This window comes from Ureibacillus manganicus DSM 26584 (assembly GCF_000772945.1).
Taxonomy (GTDB): domain Bacteria; phylum Bacillota; class Bacilli; order Bacillales_A; family Planococcaceae; genus Ureibacillus; species Ureibacillus manganicus.
Genome location: NZ_JPVN01000029.1, coordinates 1 through 26,078, shown reverse-complemented (window position 1 = coordinate 26,078; position 26,078 = coordinate 1). Strand labels below are relative to the sequence as shown.

25 protein-coding genes and 7 tRNA genes are annotated in these 26,078 nt (G+C 34.4%); 27 read left to right on the top strand and 5 right to left on the bottom strand.

The window, feature by feature from the left end; translation table 11 throughout:
• Positions 1-114: 114 nt before the first annotated feature.
• Positions 115-1,005 carry a M15 family metallopeptidase gene (locus tag CD29_RS16865; protein WP_235801859.1) on the top strand — a complete coding sequence of 297 codons (891 nt, stop codon included), beginning with the start codon at positions 115-117 and terminating at the stop codon, positions 1,003-1,005.
• A 38-nt stretch (positions 1,006-1,043) separates the two neighbouring features.
• Here the strand turns inward: CD29_RS16865 and cls are convergent, their stop codons facing one another.
• The 3 genes from cls to CD29_RS16850 form a co-directional block, all read right to left on the bottom strand.
• Positions 1,044-2,498 (bottom strand): cardiolipin synthase, encoded by a 1,455-nt coding sequence (cls, locus tag CD29_RS16860; RefSeq protein WP_036189535.1) that lies wholly within the window; start codon positions 2,496-2,498, stop codon positions 1,044-1,046.
• Positions 2,499-2,602: 104 nt separating this feature from the next.
• Positions 2,603-3,415, bottom strand: coding sequence for a YwqG family protein (locus CD29_RS16855; protein ID WP_052124227.1), 813 nt, complete (start codon positions 3,413-3,415; stop codon positions 2,603-2,605).
• Positions 3,416-3,527: 112 nt separating this feature from the next.
• A complete protein-coding gene (locus tag CD29_RS16850; RefSeq protein ID WP_036189532.1) occupies positions 3,528-4,700 on the bottom strand; it encodes an MFS transporter in 1,173 nt (390 codons plus the stop codon).
• 339 nt (positions 4,701-5,039) lie between these two features.
• Between CD29_RS16850 and CD29_RS20825 the strand changes: the two genes are divergently transcribed.
• Positions 5,040-5,171 carry an Lmo0850 family protein gene (locus CD29_RS20825; protein WP_268871005.1) on the top strand — a complete coding sequence of 44 codons (132 nt, stop codon included), beginning with the start codon at positions 5,040-5,042 and terminating at the stop codon, positions 5,169-5,171.
• Between the two features lie 219 nt (positions 5,172-5,390).
• Here the strand turns inward: CD29_RS20825 and CD29_RS16845 are convergent, their stop codons facing one another.
• The gene (locus tag CD29_RS16845; RefSeq protein ID WP_036189530.1) at positions 5,391-6,578 is read right to left on the bottom strand and encodes an FtsW/RodA/SpoVE family cell cycle protein; all 1,188 of its coding nucleotides are present in this window, start codon (positions 6,576-6,578) and stop codon (positions 5,391-5,393) included.
• Between the two features lie 197 nt (positions 6,579-6,775).
• Here CD29_RS16845 and CD29_RS16840 point away from each other — a divergent pair, with 197 nt between their 5' ends.
• The 6 genes from CD29_RS16840 to CD29_RS16815 all read left to right on the top strand — a co-directional run bounded on the left by CD29_RS16840 (position 6,776) and on the right by CD29_RS16815 (position 14,485).
• On the top strand, positions 6,776-7,522 hold the full coding sequence (locus tag CD29_RS16840; protein ID WP_036189528.1) for a hypothetical protein: 747 nt from the start codon (positions 6,776-6,778) through the stop codon (positions 7,520-7,522).
• A gap of 135 nt (positions 7,523-7,657) precedes the next feature.
• The gene (locus CD29_RS16835; protein ID WP_036189526.1) at positions 7,658-8,737 is read left to right on the top strand and encodes a D-alanine--D-alanine ligase; all 1,080 of its coding nucleotides are present in this window, start codon (positions 7,658-7,660) and stop codon (positions 8,735-8,737) included.
• A gap of 12 nt (positions 8,738-8,749) precedes the next feature.
• Positions 8,750-10,117, top strand: a complete 1,368-nt coding sequence (locus tag CD29_RS16830) for a UDP-N-acetylmuramoyl-tripeptide--D-alanyl-D-alanine ligase (RefSeq protein WP_036189525.1) — start codon at positions 8,750-8,752, stop codon at positions 10,115-10,117.
• A gap of 597 nt (positions 10,118-10,714) precedes the next feature.
• Positions 10,715-12,229: a DEAD/DEAH box helicase gene (locus CD29_RS16825; protein ID WP_036189523.1), complete on the top strand. Its 1,515-nt coding sequence runs from the start codon at positions 10,715-10,717 to the stop codon at positions 12,227-12,229.
• 293 nt (positions 12,230-12,522) lie between these two features.
• Positions 12,523-13,002 carry a PH domain-containing protein gene (locus tag CD29_RS16820; protein WP_036189520.1) on the top strand — a complete coding sequence of 160 codons (480 nt, stop codon included), beginning with the start codon at positions 12,523-12,525 and terminating at the stop codon, positions 13,000-13,002.
• On the top strand, positions 12,995-14,485 hold the full coding sequence (locus tag CD29_RS16815; protein WP_036189517.1) for a PH domain-containing protein: 1,491 nt from the start codon (positions 12,995-12,997) through the stop codon (positions 14,483-14,485). Before CD29_RS16820 ends, CD29_RS16815 begins: the two co-directional genes overlap by 8 nt.
• Positions 14,486-14,508: 23 nt before the next feature.
• On the opposite strand, the gene CD29_RS16810 is transcribed toward CD29_RS16815, so the two are convergent.
• Positions 14,509-15,117: a rhomboid family intramembrane serine protease gene (locus tag CD29_RS16810; protein ID WP_036189514.1), complete on the bottom strand. Its 609-nt coding sequence runs from the start codon at positions 15,115-15,117 to the stop codon at positions 14,509-14,511.
• A gap of 214 nt (positions 15,118-15,331) precedes the next feature.
• On the opposite strand from CD29_RS16810, the gene acpS reads away from it, so the two are divergent.
• The 19 genes from acpS to CD29_RS16715 all read left to right on the top strand — a co-directional run bounded on the left by acpS (position 15,332) and on the right by CD29_RS16715 (position 25,903).
• Complete coding sequence (gene acpS, locus CD29_RS16805; RefSeq protein WP_036189510.1) at positions 15,332-15,682, top strand: holo-ACP synthase; 351 nt, start codon at positions 15,332-15,334, stop codon at positions 15,680-15,682.
• Positions 15,683-15,784: 102 nt separating this feature from the next.
• Entirely contained in the window at positions 15,785-16,789 is a 1,005-nt protein-coding gene (locus CD29_RS16800; protein WP_036189507.1) for a LolA family protein, read from the top strand.
• Positions 16,790-17,016: 227 nt separating this feature from the next.
• Positions 17,017-18,132 carry an alanine racemase gene (gene alr / locus CD29_RS16795; RefSeq protein WP_408056631.1) on the top strand — a complete coding sequence of 372 codons (1,116 nt, stop codon included), beginning with the start codon at positions 17,017-17,019 and terminating at the stop codon, positions 18,130-18,132.
• A 137-nt stretch (positions 18,133-18,269) separates the two neighbouring features.
• Complete coding sequence (locus CD29_RS16790) at positions 18,270-18,557, top strand: hypothetical protein (protein WP_036189502.1); 288 nt, start codon at positions 18,270-18,272, stop codon at positions 18,555-18,557.
• Positions 18,558-18,561: 4 nt separating this feature from the next.
• Positions 18,562-18,912, top strand: coding sequence for a type II toxin-antitoxin system PemK/MazF family toxin (locus tag CD29_RS16785; RefSeq protein WP_036189499.1), 351 nt, complete (start codon positions 18,562-18,564; stop codon positions 18,910-18,912).
• A gap of 185 nt (positions 18,913-19,097) precedes the next feature.
• Positions 19,098-19,493: an anti-sigma regulatory factor gene (locus CD29_RS16780; protein WP_036189496.1), complete on the top strand. Its 396-nt coding sequence runs from the start codon at positions 19,098-19,100 to the stop codon at positions 19,491-19,493.
• A gap of 10 nt (positions 19,494-19,503) precedes the next feature.
• Positions 19,504-20,499, top strand: a complete 996-nt coding sequence (locus tag CD29_RS16775; protein ID WP_036189493.1) for a PP2C family protein-serine/threonine phosphatase — start codon at positions 19,504-19,506, stop codon at positions 20,497-20,499.
• A gap of 64 nt (positions 20,500-20,563) precedes the next feature.
• Entirely contained in the window at positions 20,564-20,890 is a 327-nt protein-coding gene (locus CD29_RS16770; RefSeq protein ID WP_036189490.1) for an STAS domain-containing protein, read from the top strand.
• 4 nt (positions 20,891-20,894) lie between these two features.
• On the top strand, positions 20,895-21,365 hold the full coding sequence (gene rsbW / locus CD29_RS16765) for an anti-sigma B factor RsbW (RefSeq protein WP_036189487.1): 471 nt from the start codon (positions 20,895-20,897) through the stop codon (positions 21,363-21,365).
• On the top strand, positions 21,340-22,119 hold the full coding sequence (gene sigB, locus CD29_RS16760; protein ID WP_408056632.1) for an RNA polymerase sigma factor SigB: 780 nt from the start codon (positions 21,340-21,342) through the stop codon (positions 22,117-22,119). Before rsbW ends, sigB begins: the two co-directional genes overlap by 26 nt.
• A gap of 218 nt (positions 22,120-22,337) precedes the next feature.
• Complete coding sequence (locus CD29_RS16755; RefSeq protein ID WP_036189577.1) at positions 22,338-24,524, top strand: Tex family protein; 2,187 nt, start codon at positions 22,338-22,340, stop codon at positions 24,522-24,524.
• A 74-nt stretch (positions 24,525-24,598) separates the two neighbouring features.
• Complete coding sequence (locus CD29_RS16750) at positions 24,599-25,069, top strand: SprT family protein (protein ID WP_036189481.1); 471 nt, start codon at positions 24,599-24,601, stop codon at positions 25,067-25,069.
• Between the two features lie 168 nt (positions 25,070-25,237).
• Positions 25,238-25,312, top strand: a tRNA-Asn gene (locus CD29_RS16745).
• A gap of 1 nt (position 25,313) precedes the next feature.
• A tRNA-Glu gene (locus CD29_RS16740) sits at positions 25,314-25,388 on the top strand.
• Positions 25,389-25,409: 21 nt separating this feature from the next.
• A tRNA-Asp gene (locus CD29_RS16735) sits at positions 25,410-25,485 on the top strand.
• Positions 25,486-25,489: 4 nt separating this feature from the next.
• Positions 25,490-25,564: transfer RNA gene (locus tag CD29_RS16730), tRNA-Gln, on the top strand.
• A gap of 8 nt (positions 25,565-25,572) precedes the next feature.
• A tRNA-Lys gene (locus CD29_RS16725) sits at positions 25,573-25,644 on the top strand.
• Positions 25,645-25,709: 65 nt separating this feature from the next.
• A tRNA-Leu gene (locus CD29_RS16720) sits at positions 25,710-25,795 on the top strand.
• Between the two features lie 34 nt (positions 25,796-25,829).
• Positions 25,830-25,903: transfer RNA gene (locus CD29_RS16715), tRNA-Gly, on the top strand.
• Positions 25,904-26,078: the final 175 nt, after the last annotated feature.

Below are 26,078 nucleotides of genomic sequence, written 5' to 3'. Positions count from 1 at the left end.
TAACTTTTTATGTAAAAATAATATTAATCTTGCACTATTCTTTAAAATTTTTAAGTCAAATCTATAAAACAGTGCTAATATAAAGTTATTGTAATAGAAAGTAGGAAAGATAAAATGAAAAGATCCTCAATGTCTAAAAAGACCAACACTACATTATCCATCATTACAATTGTTCTCTTAGTTCTAGCAATAATTGCTATAGTATTTATTACTATTAACAAAAATGAGAATAGTCATGAAGAAGTTCAGAAAGAAGAAATGGAAGAAAAAGAGCCCGTGAAAGCAGATCCTAAAACGGAAGAAAATCTTGAACCTGAAAAGGGAGAAGATAATACGAATCCTACTAATTCTAATGAACGTGATGAAAATAAAGAAGAACAAAAAGAGGAAGAAGACAAAGATAATAAAGATGTATCGAATTCTACTACAAACGAAGCATCGAAAGACGATAATGGATATATTGTAGGTCAAACATTACCAACTGAGCCTACTTTCATAAAAGGGGTATTGATCGCAAATAAAAAATACCCTTTGCCAAAAGATTATAATCCAGGTGAGGATGCAGAAGCGCTAGCAGCACTAAATGATATGTCTGAAGCAGCGCGTAATGCAGGATTTGAGCTTACAGCATTTAGTACTTTCCGCTCTTTTGACTACCAATCAAACTTATACAACAGATACGTAACACGAGATGGGAAAGATAATGCAGATCGATATAGTGCTCGCCCGGGCTATTCTGAACACCAAACAGGTTTAGCCTTCGACATTGGTGAAGTAGGTAGAGAAGATGTATGGCTAACAAGTGAATTTGGAGAAACTGAAGCGGGAAAATGGTTAGTTGAGAACGCTCATAAATATGGTTTTATCCTTCGATATCCTAAAGGAAAAGAAAATATAACAGGTTATATGTATGAATCGTGGCATTTCCGTTATTTAGGTATTCCGTTAGCAACAGAAGTTAAAGAATCAGAACTTACTTTAGAAGAATTTTTAGGAATTGAATAATATTGAAATGGCACTTCAAAAAATGAAGTGCCATTTTCTTATAATATTGGTGTTAGTAAACGTGATACCGATTCTTTAAATTTAATAATATTCGACCGATTATTATATTGCTCAATAGTTAACTCAGTACAGTCAAAAATATCACGTTCAAAAATCTCTGCTAATTCATGTGAAATTTCACGGTTGTATATAAATGCATTCACTTCAAAATTCAAACTAAAACTACGAACGTCTATATTTGCAGTTCCTACTGTTGAGGCTTCGTCATCAATGACAATCATTTTTGCGTGGATAAATCCTTTTTCATAAATATAAACCTTAGCACCAGCTTTTAGTAATTCTCCAACATAAGAATAAGTTGCCCAGTAAACAAACATATGGTCTGGTTTATTTGGAATCATTATTCTAACATCAATTCCAGAAAGGGTAGCAACTTCGATTGCATTTAAGAAGCTACTATCAGGGATAAAATAGGGTGTTTGAATATAGATGTAACGCTTCGCACTCATTAATAATTTTAAATAACCATTTTTAATAGCTGGCCATTCAGCATCAGGACCACTTGAAACAATTTGAGTTGCCACATCTCCCTTTTTGGGAATTGCCGGGAAGTATTTTTCTGAATAGTTTATATTATTATTACTTGCTTGATTCCAATCCAATAAAAATCTTGTTTGGAGCGGATGAACTGAACTTCCTTCCATTTTTAAATGTGTGTCGCGCCAGTAACCAAATTTTTTATTTAATCCTAAGTATTCATCGCCTACGTTAAATCCCCCAATATAACCAATACGACCATCAATAATAACTATTTTACGGTGGTTTCTGAAATTCAATCGGGGATTGAATAAAGGTAATATAGAGGGGAAGAAGACCTCTACTTCTCCACCTAACTCCATTAGCTCTTTAAAACGACCCTTTTTTAATCCTCTTGAACCCATCTCATCATAGAGTATTCTAACTTTTACTCCTTGTCTTGCCTTTTTGATTAGAGCAGACAAGATTCGTTGTCCTAACTGATCGAGTTTAAAAATGTAATACTGAATATGAATATGATCTTTCGCTAATGAAATATCATCTATTAACGTTTCAAATTTCTCTGTGCCATCACTAAAGATTTGAATACGATTGTCTTGGGTTAAAACCGAATTGTTAGTTTTCAAATTCATATGGATCAAATTTTTATAATCTTCTACATATTGGTCGCGGAGTTCCAATGTATCTTCTTCAATTGCTTTGATTTGATAACCAATTAGCTGATCTATACCAATATCTTTCTGACCGTCCCAACGAAATAAGTGTTTTTTCCGTAGTTGTCTACCAAGAAGGAGATATAATACAAACCCTAAAAATGGCAAGAAGAATAATACAAGAATCCAGGCCCAAGCAGAAGAAGCGTCTTTCCGTTCTAAAAAGATAACAGTAATAGCGAATAATAAATTCAAGACAAATAAAATTGGAAGAAAAAAATAAGGATTAAGAAGGATACTCATTATTATTGCACCTACTTCAATTATTTCAAAAAAATTCTCGGGTACTTTATAGACAAAGTAATCTCATTGAAATTAGCATCCCTTAACTATTTTCAATTTTAAATTTACTCATATTGTTCAGCAATAAAATAGATATCTGAAAAGTCTAGGTTCATCAATTTTTGTTCATTTATAAAAAATTTAATGATTCCCGAGTCTCCCCACATAATATTTTGGGCGTCATTAGAAACTATTTGTAATAATAGTGTATCAAACCTTCTTAAAAAAGGAGAGCTTTTACGCGTATCATCATAAATAAAGTATGGGTATCCGCCTATTTTATGCTCTGCACCTAAATAATGTTCTAAATAAAGATCCTCAATCGATTTACCATCATTAGGTATTGTTGAGTAATATGACAAAGGTTTCTTTAAATATCTCTCAACTCGGTAATCCATTGCTGAAACAGGTTCAAAAGTATGAGTAAGTAATAATGCCATTTCATTACCAATAGGAAATGGTTCATATTCCACTTTTTTATTTAAAGGAACATCATAGTTTAACTTTTCTGCAGGTAAAACTTGTGGATAATATCTTACTTTAAAATAGTGTTGAAATAAATGTTCTTCTATAGGAAGTTTTGAACGATAAATTGACGGCGATATGAAAAATTGAAGAATGCCTTCCTTTGGAAAAGGTAGCTCCATATTTAATTGTGTGAAGTTAATCTGTGCTAACATGGCCATTTGACAACCATCTATATCTTTTGGGTAGGTAATGTTATAAGGGAAATATGCGCTCCCGGAAAATTTACTATCAAAAAGAGAAGTCGTTTTTGAGAAAGGTAATAATTTATATATAGGTAATAATGAATTTTCAATTAACGGTCTAATACTTTCTAATTCAGTTGGTAGTTCTAAATGATGGGGTGGTTTCATTTTTAAAATCCTCCGCAACTCATTAAATAAAAGTGACTTACAACATTAATTACCACATTTTTCATATTATTAAACGTGAACAAAGAAGCATCACGTATAACTATACGTGATGCTATGCGTTTTCATGTTCAAATCTTAGTGTTTTTCTAGAAGATTTAAATAGAACGATAAACAATATAGACAGCATTGCGATAAAAATTGAAACTAAGTATCCAAAGGACGATTCAATTTGGAAAAGAGAAGTAAACAATAACGGGCCAATAATCCGACCTAAGTTGTCCATAGAATATGAAAGTCCAGCTGCAGTGCCATATCTACCACCAGATTCTTTTGTTGTTAATGAGACTACACATGTTCTTGCAAGAGCATTGCCTGCAGTAAATACACAAAGGGCTAAGCCTGCAGTGAAAATATTTGATGTGAAAATAATTAAAAGTAAACCACCCGCCGTTACTAATTGTGCACCTATTAACCATTTTGTCTCTGTGCCGTCTTTAATCCGTCTTACTACCCCACCTTGTATAGCAGCATCTACAAAGCCGCTAAACATAAACAAAAACCCTAATTGTAAAGGTGTTATTTCAATTCTATCTATTTGGAAAAGTTGATAAGTAGCCTCTACTCCAGCTAAAATGAACGTTACAATAAATGAAAATAAGAATAAGTAGCGTATACGATAATTAAATAATTCTCTTGCACCGATAGGTACAATTTTCCTTTTATTGGCTTCTCCTCTACGGTTAGGCTCTTTTAAGAAGATTAATCCATAAACGAACAATAAAGCGATCAGAGCAGCAGAAGCGATAAATGGAAATTGAAGATTAATATGTCCTAAAACCCCACCAATTGCTGGACCGAAGATAAATCCAAGACCGATTGACATTCCCATAAAACCCATGTACATATTACGAGTTTCGTTAGTCGAAATATCACTAATATATCCTGTTACGGCTGTATAAAGAGCTCCTGAGAATAATCCTCCGACGATTCGAGAAGCATAAAGCATCCATAAATGATTGATAAATAGACTAAAAATAACAAAGCTTAATGAGAAACCTATTAAACCAATTAATATTAATTGTTTCCTTCCAAATTTATCTGATAGGTAGCCCCAAACTGGTGCCGTAAAGAAACTAGCTAGTGCATATACTGTTAATAATCCACCAACATGTATCTCGTTCCAATGGTTCCAGACTATGACCTCTGGTAATACAGGAATGATAATGCCGAATCCAAGATAAACTAAAAATTGGATAGACATTAATAACAAAATTTCTTTCTTCATAGAAAAACCCGCTTTCTAAAACCACCTTAGTACGTCAATTTTAACCCTCTACACAAAATGAAACAAGTTAGAAGGGTAGATAAAACCTAGTATAAAAAGTTCAAAATAGATGATTGAAAAATGGTATAGAAGTTTATACTATTTTTATATCATGCAATAAAATGCATAACTTTATAATACTTATGCAAAATACTTGACTTTTGAAAGTTGTAACAAAATTGAAAAGAATTTTGTAGGTAAAAAATGTTATGATGTATCAAGAAACTATTTGAGAAAATATATTGAAACTTTTTTTGGAAATATACGTTTATATATAATGAGGAAAGGTTAGGTGGAAGTATGGCTAAGGAAGTAGACTTGAAAAGAATTGTCAAAAAGTTATCTAAATTAGGTGTTACGGCATCTGTTACAAAGTCACGTCTAGAAATATTAAAAGTATTAACACCACCAATACAAACTCCACAAACATAAACTAACATCACTAACTCAAAACTCACAATGAGAAAAATCTCGACATGTAGCTGTCGGGGTTTTTTGATATATAAGGAAAGAACTATATAGAAATAAAATTACACCTCAGATTTATGTCCGAGGTGTAATTTATTGCAAATTTTAAAGAATGAGCTTTAGGGGATCTTCATAAGAAGGTACATCAACTCGACCTATTTGGGTCGAGTTGTGTTTTTCTAATTATTCTTCTTCATCTAAAGTAGAAAACATGTACGTGCGATAATGGAACTTCATACTAAATACTAGTCCTAGGGCTAAAGCATTCCCCATTAATGAACTTCCGCCGTAACTAATAAATGGCAATGGAATTCCTGTAATAGGTAGCAATTGTATAGTCATTCCAATGTTTTCAAATACATGGAAAGTAATCATGGCGATAATCCCTGCACAAACATAAGTGCAGAAAGGATCTTTTAATAACAGGGTTGTCTTCGTTAAATGATAAATAAGTAAAAAGAATAAACAAATTACAAGACTAGCCCCAAGAAATCCCCATTCTTCACCTATGACTGCGAAAATGAAGTCGGTATGGTTTTCAGGAACATATACTTCTCGGCCTAAATAGCCTTTCCCCATTATCTCTCCGGAGCCAATGGCGTTTAAGGAGGTAATTAAATGATAACCGTCTCCCCCGGTATATGCATAAGGGTCTAGCCAAGAGTTAATCCTTGCGAATTGATAATTCTTAAAACCAAATGTTTCTTTAAGAAATTCTTGCATATAGACAGCCATCCATAACAATGCTCCACCAATTGTGGCAAACCCAGCAAATATAGGAATGAGTATTTTCCACGATATACCTGCAACGATAATTAAAGCAGCTGTAATTGCTAAAAATACAAGTGATGAACCTAAATCGGGCTGTGTCATTATAAAAGCCAAAGGTATTAATAAAGTAATACCGATTTTAACCAAAAGCAATAAATCCGTTGTAATAGACTTAACGGAATATTTTTCATGATGTTTACTTATTAAATGAGCAGTGGCTAAGATGAAAAAGGTTTTCATGAACTCTGAAGGTTGGATATTTCCAATCGGGAGATGGTACCAACTTTTTGCGCCGTTTATAGGTTCTCCAATTTGACCCTTTCCTTCTGGCAAGAAGACGAGCACCAATAATAACAAAATCCCTAAACCATACAAATACCAGGACATTTTTTTATATTGGTCAGGCTCAAAGTACATTACAAAAGCAATAATAAAAGCACCAATGACGTACCAACGAAATTGTAAAAATACGAAGTTACCCGCATATTGACCGGATGTTTGAGCTGAAGAAATTGCTAACAAACTAATGATCAAGAATGCGAATAATATAAATATGAGAGGCCAGTCAAGCCTCTTCGAAAAATTGCGGTCATTTTCCATAGTTTCACCTATAATATAGTATATTTCCTTATGTACCCGATACATAAAGCTTTTTTAAAACTTATCATATTATATCGTAAAAGACATATTAAAGGATATTTTATAAAGATAAAACGAAATCTCTTTGAAAATGTTTCAAAATTAGACGATAACACATATAATAACTTTTGTAGCGAACTATTGGAGCGTGAGCAGAAATGTCAAAGAATAAAAAGCCATCAGAGGATTTTATTCAGCACTTATTTGTACATATGAATGAAATAGATCAATTTGTTATTTTTAGTGGCTTATCTTTAAAACAATTTGTTTCAGCTTTCAATCCGATGACAAATCTTTTACTTTTAAAACACAGTTATGAAGACGGCTCTTTTAATATGCACACTCAAATGGATTTTGTATCGAAAGAGGATGTTCAAAACTTTGTTAAACGAGTTTCAGATTCAACGAATGATTTATGTTGGATTGACTTTGCTGATGAAAAAGGGTTGAACAAACTTTCTCCAATGGAACAAGCGAAATTATTATATTTAAGCCATAAAAAAGAACCGATTGGCACTCCTTTTTCAGAGAAGCTGTCAAATCGATTTGTTTATCATTCCTCAAATTCAGAAAAGGCAATAAAAATTTATTTTAGAAACTTAGATGATGCAGAAATTCTTGTTACTCATATATTTAATTCGGTTATTAAAGAAAAACTGGGAAGTGGTGGATTGTTCCGTAAAAGAACAAATAGTACATTTCCAATCATAGATCCTGATTTTCTAAAAGCGTATCGTCCTTATGCAAAAGATGGGGCGTTATTGTCTCTAATTAAATTAGAAAAGCCTAAACGATTTGAAATTGAAGTTCGAGCATTAGTGGATTATGATTTCCCTGATGAAGTATGGGATGATTTAGATGTAATTATAAACCAAAGCTATGATGATCTCATTAAAATCCCTTAAAACTCTCTGTTGTCTATGGTGAAATCCGGTGAGTCAACAGAGGGATTTTTTCATCTTTATTACAATGGATGTCAAAGACAATCAGCGATGTAATTTCGTGATAAACTGAAATTATTCAATATTGGAGGTCAAATTATGAAAAAGAAAATTGGTTTGTTATACGGCGGCAAGTCTGCAGAACATGAAGTTTCACTATCAACAGCATTAGCCGTAATAAAAGCGATTGATTTTGAAAAGTATGAAGTACATCCAATTTACATTACTTTGGATGGAGAATGGCGAAAAGGACCTCAATTATCACAACCGCTAGAATCGGTGGAACAGTTACAACATAAAGGTGATTCAAATAGTGGAGCGAATAACATAGCGAAATTTATAATTGATGAAAACGGTGAACAAATTAAGTTTGATGTTGTTTTCCCGCTGTTACATGGTACCAATGGAGAAGATGGTACAGTTCAAGGGTTACTAGAAGTACTAAACCTACCTTATGTTGGAAATGGTGTTTTAGCTTCCTCAGCTGGTATGGATAAAGTTGTGATGAAACAACTATTTGAAATCGCAGGGTTAAATCAAGTGCCATATGTCTATTTCTTGCGTAATGAATGGATAAAAGACCAATCGACTATTTTAGAAAAATGTGAAAATACTCTTTCGTGGCCAATGTTTGTAAAACCTGCAAATTTAGGTTCAAGCGTTGGTATAAGTAAATCATCAAACAAAGAAGAATTAATAAAAGCAATCCAATTTGCCCTTAAATATGATCGCAAAATTATTGTAGAACAAGGGATAAAAGCGCGTGAAATAGAAATGTCCATTCTTGGAAATTATGAACCTAAAGTATCTGTTGCTGGTGAAATTAAACCAAATACAGAGTTTTATGATTACGAATCAAAATATAAAGACAATTCAACATCACTAATCATTCCAGCTGACATCAGTGAACTAGTCGAATCTACTATGAAGGATATGGCAATTCGTGCTTTTAAAATATTAGACTGTTCTGGATTAGTCCGTTCAGATTTCTTTGTAACAGATGAAGGTGAAGTACTAATTAACGAAATAAATACTATGCCAGGATTTACACCTGTAAGTATGTACCCTCTATTATGGCAAAAATCAGGGTTAAGTTATCCGAAGTTAATAGATGCTTTAATAGAACTTGGAATTGAACGTTATGAAGAAAAACAACTGCTTCAATACAATAAAGACTAAAGTGGGATTACTATGAAAAAAACATTAAAGACAATTGCAAATTGGTTAAATATAGATTGTGGAGTGTATGGTGATACAGTTGTTACCGGAGTGTCCATAGATACACGTACAATCCAAAAAGGTGATCTATTTATTCCGTTTAGAGGTGAGCAGGTAAACGGACATCAATATGTAGCAAAAGCATTTGAGAATGGCGCAGCTGCGACACTTTGGTTAAAAGATGAGCCTAACCCTCCAAGTGATGTTCCAGTCTTGTTTGTAGATGATTCTGAATTAGCTTTACAAGAGATGGCTAGACAGTACCGTAACGAACATAAAGCGATTTTTATCGGTATAACAGGATCAAATGGTAAAACTTCATCAAAGGACATTTTGGCGAGTAGCTTATCACCTTACTACAAAGTGCAAAAAACAATTGGAAATTTAAATAACCAATTAGGATTACCAATCACTATACTGTCTCTAGACGAAGATACGGAAATTGCTGTATTAGAAATGGGAATGAGCGGTTTTGGAGAAATTGAGTTTTTATCTACCCTGGCTAGACCTCATTATGCAGTAATAACGAATATTGGTGAGGCGCATATGCAAGATCTGGGCTCTCGTGAGGGGATTGCAAAGGCAAAATTTGAGATTATAAAAGGTTTAGATGAACATGGTGTGCTTTTTTATGATGGAGACGAACCGTTATTACAAAACCTAGTCGGAAAAGAACCGAATCTTAATGTAGAATCCTTTGGTTTCCAAAAAGGAAATTCCTTAGTTGTATCCAATATCGTAATGACTGAAAAGGGAAGCCGTTTTGATGTGCGTGGTGAACTAAATGGAGAATTCTTTATTCCTGTATTGGGGAAACATCAAGTGAAAAATGCGTTGAACGCAATGTTGATTTCAAAATCACTTGGTTTAAGAGATGACCAAATCCACTTTGGTATTGAACAGGCACAACTTACCGATATGCGCATGCAGTTAATTAACTCGAGTAATGGAATACTATTTTTAAATGATGCATATAACGCTGCTCCTACTTCAATGTCTGCAGCAATCCAATTTATGCAAACAACGAATTTGCGTCCAGAGAAATGGTTAGTGCTTGGTGATATGCTTGAATTAGGTGAAAATGAAAAACAGTTCCACGAAAGTATTGCAGATGTTATTGATGAAGCTGCAATTCAGAAGGTGTGCTTATTTGGGCCACGCATGCAATGGCTATATGAAAAATTACACAACAAATTTGCAAATGAGAACATAATCCATACAAATGATGATTATGAACAAATTACTCAATACATCAAACAATATGCAAACGAAGATTCATTAATCTTATTAAAAGGATCTCGTGGTATGAGATTAGAAACGATTTTAGATTCGTTTAAATAATAAAAATAGAGGTTCTAAAAGTTTGAAAAATAACTTTTGGACCTTTTTTTATGAAGATGTAGAAATTGTTCATAGAAAGTGGAATGCATTAATTAAATATTAAAGAACAAAATAATAATGTACCTGTCAGTAGTGCTATTCAAAACATGAAAGAGATTTATGTGTTTTCCTTTTAACTGAATAATGAATATTTCCCAACAAAGGAGCTTTATCATTGCATATCATCACAAAGGCATGATAGACTAATAAAAGCAATGGATACATTTTGCGAAGGCTCTTCATTTATGAAGAGTGCTTTTTTTTGAATTTACGGTTTTATTCTATTAATTGAATTTTTATTTGTAGTGTGTAGAATGAACCGCTCGGCAACGACCGGGCTTTCCTTTTCATATAAAGCAGCTCTTGTAAAAGAGGCGGAAGCCACAGATTTATTAAATGTAATTTATCGAGTGCGTTCGATAAAATCTGGGCTAAAAACGCCAAGGCGAATTTGATTTAATCGGAAACGTTCCAATAAATAGGCTCGAGATTGCCGAATATACTTCATCTGAATGTAACCATTTGTCAACTTAAAGGAAAAAAGGAGATTGAAATAGTTTGACAAATTTTTCAGAATTAAACATTAGCGAATCAACACTTCGTTCATTAAAACGAATGGGATTTGAAGAAGCGACACCAATCCAAGAAGGAACAATCAAGTTTGGCATGGAAGGTAAAGATATTATCGGCCAAGCACAAACAGGTACAGGTAAAACTGCCGCTTTTGGTATTCCACTTATTGAAAAGATTGACACGCATAATCCAAATATCCAAGGATTAATCATTGCTCCAACACGTGAATTAGCTATTCAGGTTTCAGAAGAACTTTATAAAATTGGGTATGATAAACGCGTAAAAATATTATCTGTTTATGGTGGACAGGATATTAGTCGTCAAATCCGTGCACTAAAAAACAGACCACAAATCATCGTAGGTACTCCTGGTCGTATTATTGACCATATTAACCGCCATACATTGAAACTTGAAAATGTTCAAACTCTTGTATTAGATGAAGCAGACGAAATGTTAAATATGGGCTTTATCGATGATATAAATGCAATTTTAGAAAAAGTTCCTGCAGAAAGACAAACGTTGTTATTCTCAGCAACTATGCCACCTGCAATTCGTAAAATTGCAACAACATTTATGAAAGAACCAGAAGAAGTTAAAATTAAATCCAAAGAAATGACAGTTGAAAACATTGATCAATTCTTTGTAAAATCACAAGAACGTGAGAAATTCGAAATTTTATCTCGTTTACTGAATGTGCACCAACCTGAATTAGCAATTATCTTTGGACGTACAAAACGCCGTGTAGATGAATTAGCTCAAGCATTAACATTACGTGGTTATTTAGCAGAAGGAATTCATGGTGACTTAAGCCAAGCAAAACGTCTTTCTGTATTAAGACAATTCAAAGAAAACAAAATCGATATACTTGTTGCTACGGATGTAGCTGCTCGTGGTCTTGATATTTCAGGTGTTACGCATGTATATAACTTTGATATTCCACAAGATCCAGAAAGCTATGTACACCGTATTGGTCGTACTGGACGTGCAGGGAAATCAGGTCTTGCTGTAACTTTTGTTACACCTAGAGAAATGGGTTACTTACGTATCGTTGAGGAAACAACGAAAAAACGTATGACACCACTTCGTCCACCTAGTGAAAGTGAAGCTTTAGTTGGGCAACAACAACAAGCTATGGAAACATTAGTTGAAATTGTTCAAGCGAATGATTTAGGTGATTACCGAATTTTAGCTAATCAAATGTTAGAAGAATACGATGCTGTTGATTTAGTTGCTGCAGCAATTAAATCAATGACAAAAGAACCTGATGATACTCCTGTAACGATTACAGAGGAACGTCCACTTCCAATGAGAAAAGAGCGTTCAAGTGGTCGTGGAGGTCGAGGAGATCGTGGTCCTCGCCGAGATGGCGGAGGAGGCCGTGGCGGTAGTCGCGGTGGTAGCCGTGGTAGTCGTGCTGGTGGAGAACGTGGAGGTCGCCGTGAAGGTGGACGTCGCGAAGGCAGTAGCGAACGCCGTAGCCCGCGTCGTCGTGATAGCTAACAAATTTAAATTTAAATTCAGTCGACCCAATAATATGGGTCGGCTTTTTTATATGGAAAAGAAGGATGAGAAATGTCTTTAATAAGCTCTCTGATTGAAAAAATGAGGTAGAAGGATTGTCTATTATAAAAGGCCAATGACTATCAATTAGGTATAACCTATAAATAATTATTGGATAATCTGAATTAAGCCCCTATGTTATGACTGTTTATAATAAATTTATAATCTCCTATTAAAGTTGAAACGGAATTATATAATGATTCGTATATAGTACAGGAAATGAGGTGTTCGTAGTGAGAAAAGAACCATCACACAAAATCCCAAGAAAAGGCCTCACAGTTTGGCGTTTATATGGAGTAATCAGTACGATTATCGTATTAGTTTTAGCAGGTGTTGTTAGTTTTCTAACCTATCGGTTTTTGTGGCCAACGTTTATCTATTACATTGCAATAGGGTTATTTATACTTAATGCTATATTTTCGATATGGATTGTTCCAAATATAAGATGGGATCATTGGCGATACGAAGTAAGGGAACATGAGATAGAAATCCAAAGTGGTTTATTTGTTGTTAAAAGGACGATGATTCCGATGGTTCGGGTTCAACATGTTGATACTGCTCAAGGACCGATTTTAAAGAAATATAACCTTGCCAATATCGCTATTTCAACCGCTGCTACCACCCATATGATACCAATGCTTTTATCTGATGATGCAGACAATCTTCGGTCTAGAATTTCTGAATTAGCAAGGGTGGCTGAAGATGATGTCTAAACAAATTTATAAGTTACACCCAATATCAACAATCATTAATTTCCTAAAGGGATTAAAAGAACTTATCATCCCTGTAGCGATTATTTTATTTTCAAGATTTTTAAATAGGTCAGAAGAATTGAACTTCTGGACAGATTTATTTCCAATTCTAATTATTGCGATACCTGTAATTTATATTTTGTTTTCTGGAATTATTAAATGGTGGACATTTATATATTGGTTTGAAAATGATGAGCTTCGTGTTGAATATGGTTTATTTATTAAAAAGAAACGATATATCCCTTTTGAGCGCATACAATCCCTAAACTATAAAGAAGGTATTTTTCATCAACTATTTGGTTTAGTTCAAGTGATGGTGGAAACAGCAGGCAGTACTAATGGTAAACCTGAAGTCGAGTTAACCGCGATTCGAAAAGATGCTGCAAGACTTATAGAAGTACAAATGAACCACTCAAAAAATCAACAAAGAAGTATAGAACTTGGGAGCAATATTGAAGATGGAGAAATTGTTACTGAGTTATCTAATGAACTGGTACATAAAATGCCAAACAATGATCTATTAGTATTAGCAACGACTTCAAATAGTATCGGAGTAGTACTAGCTGGGGTTGCTGCAGTTTTGGGGCAGTTTTCCGAATATATTCCTTATGATTTAGTTTTTGAAGAACTAAGAGTTTTTGTTCAATTTGGTGTTATATTAATCATCTTAGTGATAATTGTAGGATTATTGTTAGCTTGGTTACTATCAATTGCAATAACTTTTTTGAGCTACTATGATTTTTCAGTAATGAAAGAGTCTGAAAAAATAATTGTTACAAGGGGACTGCTTGAAAAGAAAAAAGTAACAATCCCATTAAATCGTGTGCAAGCAATTAAAATTGTGGAGAATCCAATAAGACAAATATTTGGTTATGCTTCGGTAATTATTGAAAGCGCGGGTGGCGCCATTAGTGAGAAAGAGAAGAAAATGACCTTGTTTCCCCTAATAAGGAAGAAACGATTAGATCCAATTTTAAATGATTTATTTCCACACTTTGCTTTAGATTTAAATGTTACAAGGCCGCCAAAAGAGGCGAAAGCATTTTTCTATAGAGTGGATTTTATCTGGCTAATCCCTGTGATTGCGTTATGCTCTTATTTTTATTATCCATTTGGGCTGTTTTCATTCCTTTTAATAATCCCTATCATTTTGTTAGGTATTTGGCAGTTTAAAACAACGGGGTATGCAATTATGGGCAATCAACTAACAATTATTTACCGTACGATCAGTCGTGTTACATTTTTAGTGGAAAAGAAACGCATACAGGTGGTTGTAAGAAAACAAAGCTATTTTCAAAAGAGGAAGAAGCTAGCATCTATACAAGCAACAGTAATGTCTGGCTTAACTGGAGCTACAGCAAAAGCTTCAAATTTAAATGAGGAAGAAGCAAATATTGTTCTGGACTGGTTAGAACACGAAAAGAAGGGGCACCTTGAAAGATAAATTTCAGGATGCCCTATTTTTTCTTACCTTCTATTACGCCAACGTAATATATTTTTTGGTGTGAAGTAAATGAGGCCTAAAACAACACCGGTTGCTAGACCGCCAAAATGACTCATTCTGTTTATACCTGGTTGGAACAAGGTGAAAACTATACTAATAATAATTATTGGTAAAATAATCTGTTTTAATTGAGGCATTGTATGTCGAGTATAGTAAACTAAAGCTGCAAATGCCCCGAAAATACCATAAATAGATCCACTAGCTCCTACACTTGCATATAGTGGACCTTGAGTAACAAATGTAAGGATGTTACCGAAAATCCCAGCTAATAAGTAGATAGTTAAAAATCTAGCTTTACCAGCAATCTTTTCAAGTTCAGGTCCAAATAAAAATAATGAAAACATATTAAACAAAACGTGGAAAAAGTCTGCATGTAAAAACATTGAAGTTACTACGCGCCACCATTCACCATTGGCAATTAATAAATTATGACTCATACCATACGTAAAGAGGAGTTCTTTCATGTCGGATGGTATTGTAAGAATGTATATAATAAGATTAATCGCTATGATAAGTGATACGATAGGGTAAAACTTAATGAACTGTTTAAAATTTTCCCTTCTAATAAACATATATCCACCTCAATTTATCCGGCATTAACGGACTGTATGACTTCCGCCTAATGTATTAAGTAAGGCAATAAGGGTTGATGGGAGTTCAACTGTCCGTAAAAGTCCGATTGGTTCAACTAACAATCAGAAGATGATGAGAACCCACCCAATTAATGAGTTTCACTTTATCGTTTATTATACAGTGTATTGAAACAAGAAGAAAAGGAGAATGTCTGTGATTAAAGGAATAGGTTTAGATATTATAGAAATTTCTAGAATAAAAAAAGCAGACGAGCACGATAAGTTTAGACTTCGTATCTTATCGGATCGTGAACTTGAAGAATACAATAAATTGTCCAATATAAGAAAAATTGAGTTTTTAGCAGGAAGATTTGCAGCAAAAGAAGCATATGCTAAAGCGAATGGTACAGGTATTAGAGAGGGGTGTGAATTTCATCAAATAGAAATTTTAAATGACGAACTAGGGAAACCGATTTTATATTTTAATCGTCAACTTGTTAACGGGTTTGTTAGTGTTACGCATTCGAAGGATTATGCAGCAGCACAAGTACTATTAATGGATTAACTTTTTCCAGTTAATAAATTGTTAGATTGTCCAAAAGTGATAGCATAAAGTTATACTTCTACTCATATATTTGTCCTATCGAGAAATAGAAAGGATGGAATTTTGCGACAACGTATAACGTTATTATTAGTATTGTTGTTAAGTGTCCTAGTGATAGCAGCATGTGGTAGTCAATCGAAGGAAGATGTTTTGAAGGACTTAAGCAACAAATGGGGCAATGTGAACGGCTATGAGCTAGATGCAACAATGGAAATTAAAACTGGTAGTGAGCCTAGAGTATACGATGTTAATGTATGGCACACAAAACCAGACTTCTATCGTGTAAAAGTTACACAACAAGGTGAAGATGTTACACAGATGATTATTCGTAACAAAGAGGGCGTTTTTGTTGTAACACCATCTCTAAGAAAAACGTACAAGTTCCAAAGTGAATGGCCAAAACAAAATAGTCAAGCTTATCTAATAGGAGCATTGGGAGAAGACCTATTAGCTGATGCAAATGTAACGATGGAGGAAGATGAGAATAACTACATTTTCCAAGCAGCTACAAGAAACAATCATAAGAGTGTTATGCCATCACAAGTTATTACTGTCGATAAGAAAACAAAGCTTCCAAAAACTGTATCTGTTCTAAATGAAGCGGGAGAGGAACAACTTCTGATCACATTCAGTAAGATTGACCTTGGTACTCAACATAAGGAAGAAGAATTTAAGGTAGACAATTTTGCTGAAGAAAATAGTAGTACTACAGGTAGTGTAGAAGAACAAGAATTCCAAGTTCACTATCCTAATATTCAGTGGGAAGGAACTGCATTAGTTGACGAGAAAAAGATTGTTGAGGATGGAACAGAGCGTGTCATTCTTACTTTCGAAGGTGAAAAAGCATTTACTTTAATGGAACAACCAATTGTATACGATGCAGAGTCAACGGTACCAGTGTTTGCACCTGGTGATCCGGCAGATTTAGGCTTTACAATTGGTGCAATTACGGACAACTCTATTAGTTGGGAACAAAATGGTGTATCATTCTTCCTTGCTACAAATAATTTAACAAGAGAAGAAATGATTGAAGTGGCGTCTTCCGTAATTCCTGGTGGACTAAAATAATTATTAACATGTATTGCAAAGTTGGACGGGTAGTAACTTCGTTCGGTGGGTTTCCCCTGCTGAATGAAGTTACTACTGCTAGATTTAACTGTTAACAAGAAAATATATTTACTTATAATTGATGGTTATAGGTTACAAATATTACAAAATTAAAAAACTCATACACAATTTACCGAATATTCTCTATTATTAGTTTACAATGTATAATAAAATGAGGGAAAATAATAATGACATTACAACACTATCGACCAACACGTGCACTAATCAATTTAGAAGCAATTAAAGAAAACGTTCGTCAGTTAAAGAAATTTCTACAACCTAATGTACATATTGTAGCCGTGGTAAAAGCAAATGCTTACGGTCACGGAGATATCCAAGTTACTGAAGCTGCAATTGAGGCGGGCGCTACAATGTTAGCGGTAGCAACACCCGATGAGGCACTTCATATTCGTGATTTTTTTCCCGATATTGAAATACTAATATTAGGATATACGCCGGTTTCTTTTGCGAAGGTTGCTGCAGAGAAAAATATTACTTTATCAGTATATTCATCAGATTGGATTACACGACTTCCAACAGATGTTATTCAACCTATTAAGGTACATATAAAAGTTGATTCAGGAATGGGGAGAATTGGTGTAACGTCAATTGATGAATTGTTGGATCTTTATCAATCAATCGAGAAATCAAACTGTTTAATATTGGACGGAATATTTACCCATTTTGCAACAGCTGATGAGGAGGATGATTCGTACTTTACTAAGCAAGTTGATAAATTTAAAAAATTCATTGATGCGTTACCAACAAAACCTCGTATTGTTCATGTTGCAAATACTGCGACAATGTTAACGAAAGATTCGACACTTCAATTTGATGCAGTACGTTTTGGTATTTCTATGTATGGATTAGCTCCCTCTCCTTATGTGAAAAATAGATTGCCATTTCCCATTAAAGAAGCTTTTTCATTAGAAACTGAGTTAGTCGCTGTTAAATTGTTACATAAAGGTGAATCTGTAGGATATGGTGCTACATTCACTGCAGAAGAATCAATGTATGTTGGTACAATTCCAATTGGATATGCAGATGGTTTAATTAGAAGATTAGGTGGGCAAGAAGTATTGATTGATGGAAAACGTGTTCCTATCATCGGTAGAATTTGCATGGATCAATGTATGATTGCTTTACCTACTGCATATAATATAGGTGAGAAAGTAACTTTACTCGGATTACAGAATAAGGAAGAAATTGCAATTGATGAATGGGCAACAAAATTAGAAACGATTAATTACGAAATTCCATGTATCATAACTGCTAGAGTGCCTAGAATCTATCTCAAAAAATAATTTTCGACAAAAATCTCAACAAAAACCGCTATAATTACAAGTGTTGTCATATTATAAAATATCTTGTCTTTTCAACTACCATTTCAAATGATAGAATAAGTAGAAGAATTGGTACGGTTTTTGTGGAGGTGCTTGTTTTGTACGCGAAAAAAGTTGATGAGGTATTAAAGGAAGTAAAACTTACCTTTCCTCAAGAAATGTTTATGGAATTAAATACACTTGAGCAAAAGTCTACACGCAAGGATGAGTATGTTGTCATTGCAACTCGTAGATTATCAACGCACAAGCAACCAAATCAAATACGGGAAGCTTTAATGAAAGGCTATGTAGAAATGTCACAAATAAATTTATCAATTAGTAGTGAATGTCTGCATGCTGAATATGAAGCAGAGCATACGGTGGAGCGTCTCGTAAGCGGGGGATGAAAATTTGATTGTGAAACGAGGGGACGTTTTTTTTGCAGATCTTTCTCCTGTGATAGGATCTGAACAAGGTGGTACTAGACCTGTATTAATTATACAAAATGATATTGGGAATCGATTTAGCCCTACAGTAATCATCGCTGCGATTACTGCGCAAATACAAAAAGCGAAATTACCAACCCATGTTGAAATAGACGCAAATAAATATGGATTTGAAAGAAACTCGGTAATTTTGCTTGAACAATTGCGAACAATAGATAAATCAAGATTAACTGACCGAATAACTCAGTTAGATAGTGAATTAATGGATAAAGTGGACGAAGCGCTAGAAATAAGTTTAGGGTTAATTAAATTTTGAATACATAATAAAAAAAGCATTGAAAACGAAAAGGTTTTCAATGCTTTTTATATTTAGTATGATAAATAGGGAAAAGCAACCATTTCTATCTAACTATGTAAGTTTTCTTACAGTTGTCGATAACATATATTAGTATTACCTTAATTGTTTGGTAGAATAGTAGATATATATTAGGAGGTGCAGTAATGAACAATATACTAGAAGTAAATATAAATACAGAATGGGATATTATCACTGCACGTCAAATCGCTCGTGAAACTTCAAAATCTATTGGATTTGACACAGTAGATCAAGCTAGAATTGTAGTTGCTATAAGCGAAATTGCAAAAAATATATTCATGTATGCTAAAGCAGGGCTCATAACGATAGAAAGATTAGAAAGTGCTGAAGAAAAGGGAATATCAATCACAGCCATTGATAATGGACCTGGCATTCTAGATATAAAAAGTGTATTTGATGAGAGTAATTCTAAGGGATTAGGTGCTGGGTTACCTGGGGTAAAAAGGTTAATGGATTCGTTAGAAATTCAATCCGAATTAGGTGGAGGAACTATTGTTCGCATTGAGAAATGGCTAAGATAAGGGTGGTTTGATGGAACAGTTATTAATTCAATATAAACAAATTTTATCTGACTATATATCCAATCGGAAAGAACAGAATTTATACATAGGACAAAACTATATTCGACAATTGATCCAAAAGAACGTAGCACCAGAAGATGTCATCAACATTCATCGGAAAGCAATTGAAGAAATATATACTCAGCTTCCAGATACACTTACACATGCTTATGATTTTTTAATAGAAGTGATGGTGCAATTTGGGCTGCAATTTAGAGAACATCAAAGCTTGTTAGTACAGCAAGAGGAGCTAAGAATAGAGATGGATATCGCTGCTAATATTCAGAATATTCTGCTGAAAACAGAAATGCCGGAGTTGGAAAGTATAGATATAGGGATGGTTTCAGAACCCATTCGAAAAATGAATGGAGATTATGTATATTTTCTATACGACGAGCAAAATTATTTAAGCGTTGCGGTTGCCGATGTTGTTGGGAAGGGAGTACCGGCTGCTTTATGTATGTCTATGGTGAAAAATGGGTTAGAAACTATGAAATACGCTAATCATAACCCTTCTTATGTGTTAGAAGTTTTAAATAATATTATAGAAAAAAGTGTTGATGACAGTATGTTTGTATCATCTTTTTATGGGAGATATGACATTGAACATGGTGTTTTTACATATGGTTCAGCTGGACATGAGCCTGCATTATATTTTAGTGCAAAAAATGAATCTTATTATGATTTGAATAGCAAAGGGTTATTACTCGGTGTAATGCCCGAGGTAAAGTATCCTCAATTTACAATTCAATTTGAGGAAAATGATTTTATTATGATTGTGACAGACGGTGTAACCGAATTAAAAAATTATGATGTAATTGAATCGCGAAATTTGTTAAAAAAAATTGCATTCCCACTCAGACACCTTTCCGCACAAAAAATGTGTGAAAAAGTCTATTCGGAATTGCAAAAACTTCAAGATTACAACTTAAATGATGATTTTACAATTGTAATATTAAAAAAGTAGAATAGTAGGTTTAAAAGTAAGGAAAAGGGGAATTACATTAAAGTCAATGGGGGGTGTGCAGAAAATGGAACTTAACATACATTTTCGTAAAGAAAGCAATTTACTAAAAGTGTTTATTGAAGGTGAAATTGACACATTTACAGCACCAAAATTGCGCGATAAACTAGAATCTTTTGATATTGATCCAAATTATATAATTGAATTAGACCTATCTAAAGTTGTCTATATGGATAGTACGGGACTAGGAGTTATTGTTGCATTATATAAAAAGGTGACTCGAGAACAAGGAAATCTAAAATTAGTTGGTCTTTCTGCTAGATTAATAAGACTATTTACTATTACTGGTTTAAGCGAATTGATGAATATCGAAGTTGAAGTGAAGGTGGAATAAAGTTATGAAAGCTTTTGACTATGTAGAGATTAAAATCCCCGCTAAACCACAATATGTAAGTGTCATAAGATTAGCTGTATCAGGATTAGCAACACGTGTTGGCTTTTTATATGATCAAATTGAAGATATAAAAATTGCTGTAAGCGAGGCGGTAACAAACGTAGTTCAGCACGCATACCAAGAAATTGAACTAGGTGAGATAGTTCTAGGATGTGCTCTATATACTGACAAAATTGAGATTTTAATTACTGACTTTGGTAGTAGTTTTAACTTTGAGGAAATTAAGAGGAATATTGGTCCATATAAACAAAATGATAGTATTGCACAATTAAGAGAAGGTGGATTAGGTCTTTTTTTAATGGAAACATTAATGGACGAAGTAAAGGTGAATAACGAGGGTGGAGTCACTGTTTTCATGACAAAGTTTGTCAAGAGAGAGCAGGTGAACAATCTTGCCCAGACAATTAGAACGTAACCTTTCCGAAAAGGAGCTCGCAACATTATTTGCAGAAGCACAAGAAGCAAATAATGAAGAAGCTCAAACTCAATTAGTTCTTAAATACGAATATTTAGTTGAATCAATAGCGAAAAAATATTCTCATACAAAGTCAAATTACGATGATATCTATCAAGTAGGAATGATTGGTTTACTTGGAGCAATTCGAAGATATGATTCTTCTTTTGGTAGGAATTTTGAGGTTTTTGCCATTCCAACAATTATTGGAGAAATTAAACGTTTTTTAAGGGATAAAACATGGGACGTACATGTTCCAAGAAGGATTAAAGAATTAGTACCAAAAATAAAATCTGCAGTTGATACATTAACTCATGAATTACAAAGGTCACCTTCCATACCAGAAATCTCCGATTACCTTGGTGTGCAAGTGGAGGACGTTTTAGAATCTATGGAAATGAGTAAAAGCTATCATGCACTGTCAATGGATAAGTCAATCGAGTCAGATTTTGATGGTAGCACAGTTACTTTGTTAGATTTAGTTGGTGAAGAAGAAACAGGTTATGAACTAATCAATTTTAGAATGGCATTATCTGATTGTATGGAATTATTAACACATCGAGAACAAGAAATCATTAAGCTTACATTTTTTAACCAAATGAGTCAAAAGCAAGTTGGAGAAAAGCTGGGAATTTCACAAATGCATGTTTCAAGGATACAGAGACAGGCAATAAAAAAGCTACAAGAAGCAGTATTAACAAGTGGTAGAGTATAATATGAACCTTATGAGGCTGTCGTGAGAGATAATCTTTCAAGTCGGCCTCATTTATATTATGTTGAGAATTATGTACCAATTACCATTCTATGAATAATGAGAATAACAAGGTTTACTTTACTTTTGCTATGCCTAAAGGAGAATAGTTGTTAATAGAAGTAGGTAATATGTAGTTAATGTTAAAATTAAACGATATACACTTGAAAGGCAGTGGGAATATGAGTGATACAAAAATGTTACAAACGATAGCTGCAGATACTAAAGTTAAGTCACATCAAGTAGAAGCTGTCATTAAGTTACTAGAAGATGGTAACACTGTACCCTTTATTGCACGATACCGAAAAGAAGCAACAGGCTCTTTAGACGAAGTGCAAATCAAATCGATAGAAGACCGCTATCATTACATTCAACAGCTTGAACAGAGAAAAGAAGAAGTAATCAGGTTAATAGATGAACAAGGAAAGTTAACTGAGGAGCTAGCTATAGAGATCCGCTCGGCAAAAGTTCTCCAAAGAGTAGAGGATCTGTATCGTCCATATAAACAGAAAAGAAGAACGAAAGCAACGATTGCCAAGGAAAAAGGATTAGAGCCGTTAGCAACACTACTACTTGAATTTAGTAAAGAGGACGCTGAAGTTTTGGCTATTCCATTCATAGATGAAGAAAAAGGTGTAGCTAATACCGAAGAAGCATTAGCAGGCGCAAAAGATATATTAGCTGAAATCTTTGCTGATGATGCATCTGTACGCGACAAAATACGTAAACTTTCTTGGCAAGATGGACGAATAACAACTACAGCCAAAGATCAGGAAAAGGACGAAAAGAAAGTCTTTGAAATGTATTACGAATATGAAGAACCAATTAAGCACATCGTTCCTCACCGTACACTTGCGATTAATCGAGGGGAAAAAGAAGAAATACTTAGAGTTTCTATACAAGTACCAGTAGATCGTGTAATTCAAATTATGGAGAAAGAGTGGATTCCGACTAATTCAAGTTCACCATCTATAATTTTTGTACGTGAAGCAATTGAAGATGGGTATAAACGTTTAATACAACCATCTATTGAACGCGAGCTTCGAAATGAATTGACAGAAAAAGCTGAAGCACAAGCGATTCACATATTCTCTGAAAACCTAAGAAGTTTATTACTACAACCGCCTATTCGAGGGAAAATGGTATTAGGTGTTGACCCTGCTTATCGAACTGGGTGCAAACTAGCGGTAATCGATGAGACAGGGAAAATGCTTGAAGTAACAGCTATCTATCCACATCCACCTAAGCCTGATGTTGAAAAATCAAAAGCAGTTGTAAAGTCTATTTTAGCTAAGTATCCAATAAGTATTATTGCAATAGGGAATGGAACTGCATCTCGGGAAACGGAGCAATTTATTGCTGATCTGTTAAAAGAGATTTCGGATAAAGACATTTCGTATGTCATTGTAAATGAGGCGGGTGCTTCTGTTTACTCAGCTTCTGAAGTAGCACGCGCGGAGTTTCCAGATTTACAGGTAGAACAAAGAAGTGCAGTATCTATTGCAAGAAGATTGCAAGACCCACTATCGGAACTAGTAAAAATTGAACCAAAAGCAGTTGGTGTTGGTCAGTATCAACACGACGTAACTCAAAAGAAATTAGCGGAATCTTTAACGTTCATCGTTGAAACGGCTGTTAACCAAGTAGGTGTAGATGTAAATACCGCATCGGTGTCGTTATTACAGTATATATCTGGACTATCAAAAACAGTTGCTGAGAATATCGTGAAGGCTAGAGGAGAAGCTGGTAAATTTACTTCACGTGTTCAGTTGAAAAAGGTACCTCGTTTAGGGGCGAAAACATACGAGCAAGCAATTGGTTTCTTACGTATCGCTGATGCTAAAAATCCGCTTGATGCAACTGGAATCCACCCAGAAAGTTATGAATTAGCTGAAGAAATTTTAAAAATCGTAGGGCTAACAAAGAAAGATGTTGGTACAAAAGCATGTGAAGAAGCATTAGCGAATGTAAATATAGGACAATTTAGCAATCAGTTAGGTATAGGAGAAATTACTGTAAAAGATATCGTAGAAACTTTAATGAAGCCTACTCGTGATCCACGGGACGCTTTCCCACAACCATTATTAAAAACAGATGTTTTAAAGATGGAAGATCTTCAAGTGGGAATGGAATTACAAGGTACAGTAAGAAACGTTGTGGATTTTGGAGCGTTTGTTGATATTGGTGTTAAACAAGATGGATTAGTTCACATTTCCAAATTACAAAAACGAAGAATAAAACATCCTCTAGAAGTTGTTTCACTCGGTGATATCGTAACAGTTTGGGTTGATAAAGTGGAGATAGAAAAAGGACGAATCTCGTTAACGATGATTCCACCAGAAAAGAAAGAAGAAAAAGTAGCTAACTAAAGCTATACTATAAGTAGTACGCAGTATAACTGTGTACTGCTTATTTTTATTTAAGAATGTTGGGAAGTGAAAGAATGACAGATATAGAACTACAGCAATTAGTAGAAGAATTATCTATAAAATATTTTAAAAGACCATTTGTTCATACTGCTTATTTTAACCCCCGACTACGAACAACAGGTGGCCGCTATCTACTTAACAATCATAATATAGAGTTTAATAAAAAATCATATGAGGTATTCGGCATGAAAGAATTGCGAGGAATTATTCTACATGAATTGTGCCACTATCATTTACATATTCAAGGTAAAGGATATAAACACCGAGATGCAGATTTTAGATCTTTGCTAAAAAAAGTGGGCGCCCCTAGATTCTGTTCAACTATAGAGGAAAATAAAAAGAGAAGAAGTGGGTTACTTTATGTTTATGAGTGCGTGACATGTAATCAGACATACAATAGAAGAAGACGTATAGATATTTTAAAATATAAATGCGGAAAATGTTTTGGCCAACTTCAATTGAAAGAAAAAAAGAGAAATATCTAGACTTTTTATAGATGTTTATAGTATATTAAAAACTGCTTTCAAAAGAATGCAAAATTATTGATTTCAGCTGTATAAAAAGAAATTAAAAAACTATAATAAAAAGTGTTGACTTTCAAAGTTGATGTCTTTATAATAGTAAAAGTCGACAAGTTAAGTCGTCAAAGTTATTCCGAAGTAGCTCAGTGGTAGAGCAATCGGCTGTTAACCGATTGGTCGTAGGTTCGAGTCCTACCTTCGGAGCCAAGGCCCGTTGGTCAAGTGGTTAAGACACCGCCCTTTCACGGCGGTAACACGAGTTCGAATCTCGTACGGGTCACCATTTGAAAAAAATATATTATTTGGTCCCGTGGTGTAGCGGTTAACATGCCTGCCTGTCACGCAGGAGATCGCCGGTTCGATCCCGGTCGGGACCGCCATTATTGGGGTATAGCCAAGCGGTAAGGCAACGGATTTTGATTCCGTCATGCCCTGGTTCGAATCCAGGTACCCCAGCCATTTGTTGTGAGCCATTAGCTCAGTGGTAGAGCATCTGACTTTTAATCAGAGGGTCGAAGGTTCAAGTCCTTCATGGCTCATCAAAATTGCTTGACAATAGCGTTTGATAGTGTATAATTAGTAAAGTCTCTAATTATACGAAAACGCGGTCGTGGCGGAATGGCAGACGCGCTAGGTTGAGGGCCTAGTGGGGGCAACCCTGTGGAGGTTCAAGTCCTCTCGGCCGCACCAAGAACTTAGCTTTTATTCATAATTATTATATATTGCGGGTGTAGTTTAATGGTAAAACCTCAGCCTTCCAAGCTGATGTCGTGAGTTCGATTCTCATCACCCGCTCCATAAATGAACCTTGAAAACTGAACAACAAAACGTTAATGAATTAAACGTTTCTATTATAGAAACACAATTTTGGACATCAAAAATGATGCCAGCAGATGTTTTTTAGACATTCAAATGAATGTCTAACAAAAATTTGAGCTTTATCAAATTTTCTTTTATGGAGAGTTTGATCCTG

Coding starts and splice junctions, on each gene's coding strand:
- CD29_RS16770 (WP_036189490.1), top strand. CDS start 20,564: ATGGAACTTAACATACATTTTCGTAAAGAAAGCAATTTACTAAAAGTG.
- CD29_RS16830 (WP_036189525.1), top strand. CDS start 8,750: ATGAAAAAAACATTAAAGACAATTGCAAATTGGTTAAATATAGATTGT.
- CD29_RS16850 (WP_036189532.1), bottom strand. CDS start 4,700: ATGAAGAAAGAAATTTTGTTATTAATGTCTATCCAATTTTTAGTTTAT.
- CD29_RS16840 (WP_036189528.1), top strand. CDS start 6,776: ATGTCAAAGAATAAAAAGCCATCAGAGGATTTTATTCAGCACTTATTT.
- CD29_RS16780 (WP_036189496.1), top strand. CDS start 19,098: ATGAACAATATACTAGAAGTAAATATAAATACAGAATGGGATATTATC.
- rsbW (WP_036189487.1), top strand. CDS start 20,895: ATGAAAGCTTTTGACTATGTAGAGATTAAAATCCCCGCTAAACCACAA.
- cls (WP_036189535.1), bottom strand. CDS start 2,498: ATGAGTATCCTTCTTAATCCTTATTTTTTTCTTCCAATTTTATTTGTC.
- CD29_RS16855 (WP_052124227.1), bottom strand. CDS start 3,415: ATGAAACCACCCCATCATTTAGAACTACCAACTGAATTAGAAAGTATT.
- CD29_RS16750 (WP_036189481.1), top strand. CDS start 24,599: ATGACAGATATAGAACTACAGCAATTAGTAGAAGAATTATCTATAAAA.
- CD29_RS16835 (WP_036189526.1), top strand. CDS start 7,658: ATGAAAAAGAAAATTGGTTTGTTATACGGCGGCAAGTCTGCAGAACAT.
- alr (WP_408056631.1), top strand. CDS start 17,017: ATGACATTACAACACTATCGACCAACACGTGCACTAATCAATTTAGAA.
- CD29_RS16810 (WP_036189514.1), bottom strand. CDS start 15,117: ATGTTTATTAGAAGGGAAAATTTTAAACAGTTCATTAAGTTTTACCCT.
- CD29_RS16865 (WP_235801859.1), top strand. CDS start 115: ATGAAAAGATCCTCAATGTCTAAAAAGACCAACACTACATTATCCATC.
- CD29_RS16845 (WP_036189530.1), bottom strand. CDS start 6,578: ATGGAAAATGACCGCAATTTTTCGAAGAGGCTTGACTGGCCTCTCATA.
- CD29_RS20825 (WP_268871005.1), top strand. CDS start 5,040: ATGGCTAAGGAAGTAGACTTGAAAAGAATTGTCAAAAAGTTATCTAAA.
- CD29_RS16815 (WP_036189517.1), top strand. CDS start 12,995: ATGTCTAAACAAATTTATAAGTTACACCCAATATCAACAATCATTAAT.
- CD29_RS16755 (WP_036189577.1), top strand. CDS start 22,338: ATGAGTGATACAAAAATGTTACAAACGATAGCTGCAGATACTAAAGTT.
- CD29_RS16775 (WP_036189493.1), top strand. CDS start 19,504: ATGGAACAGTTATTAATTCAATATAAACAAATTTTATCTGACTATATA.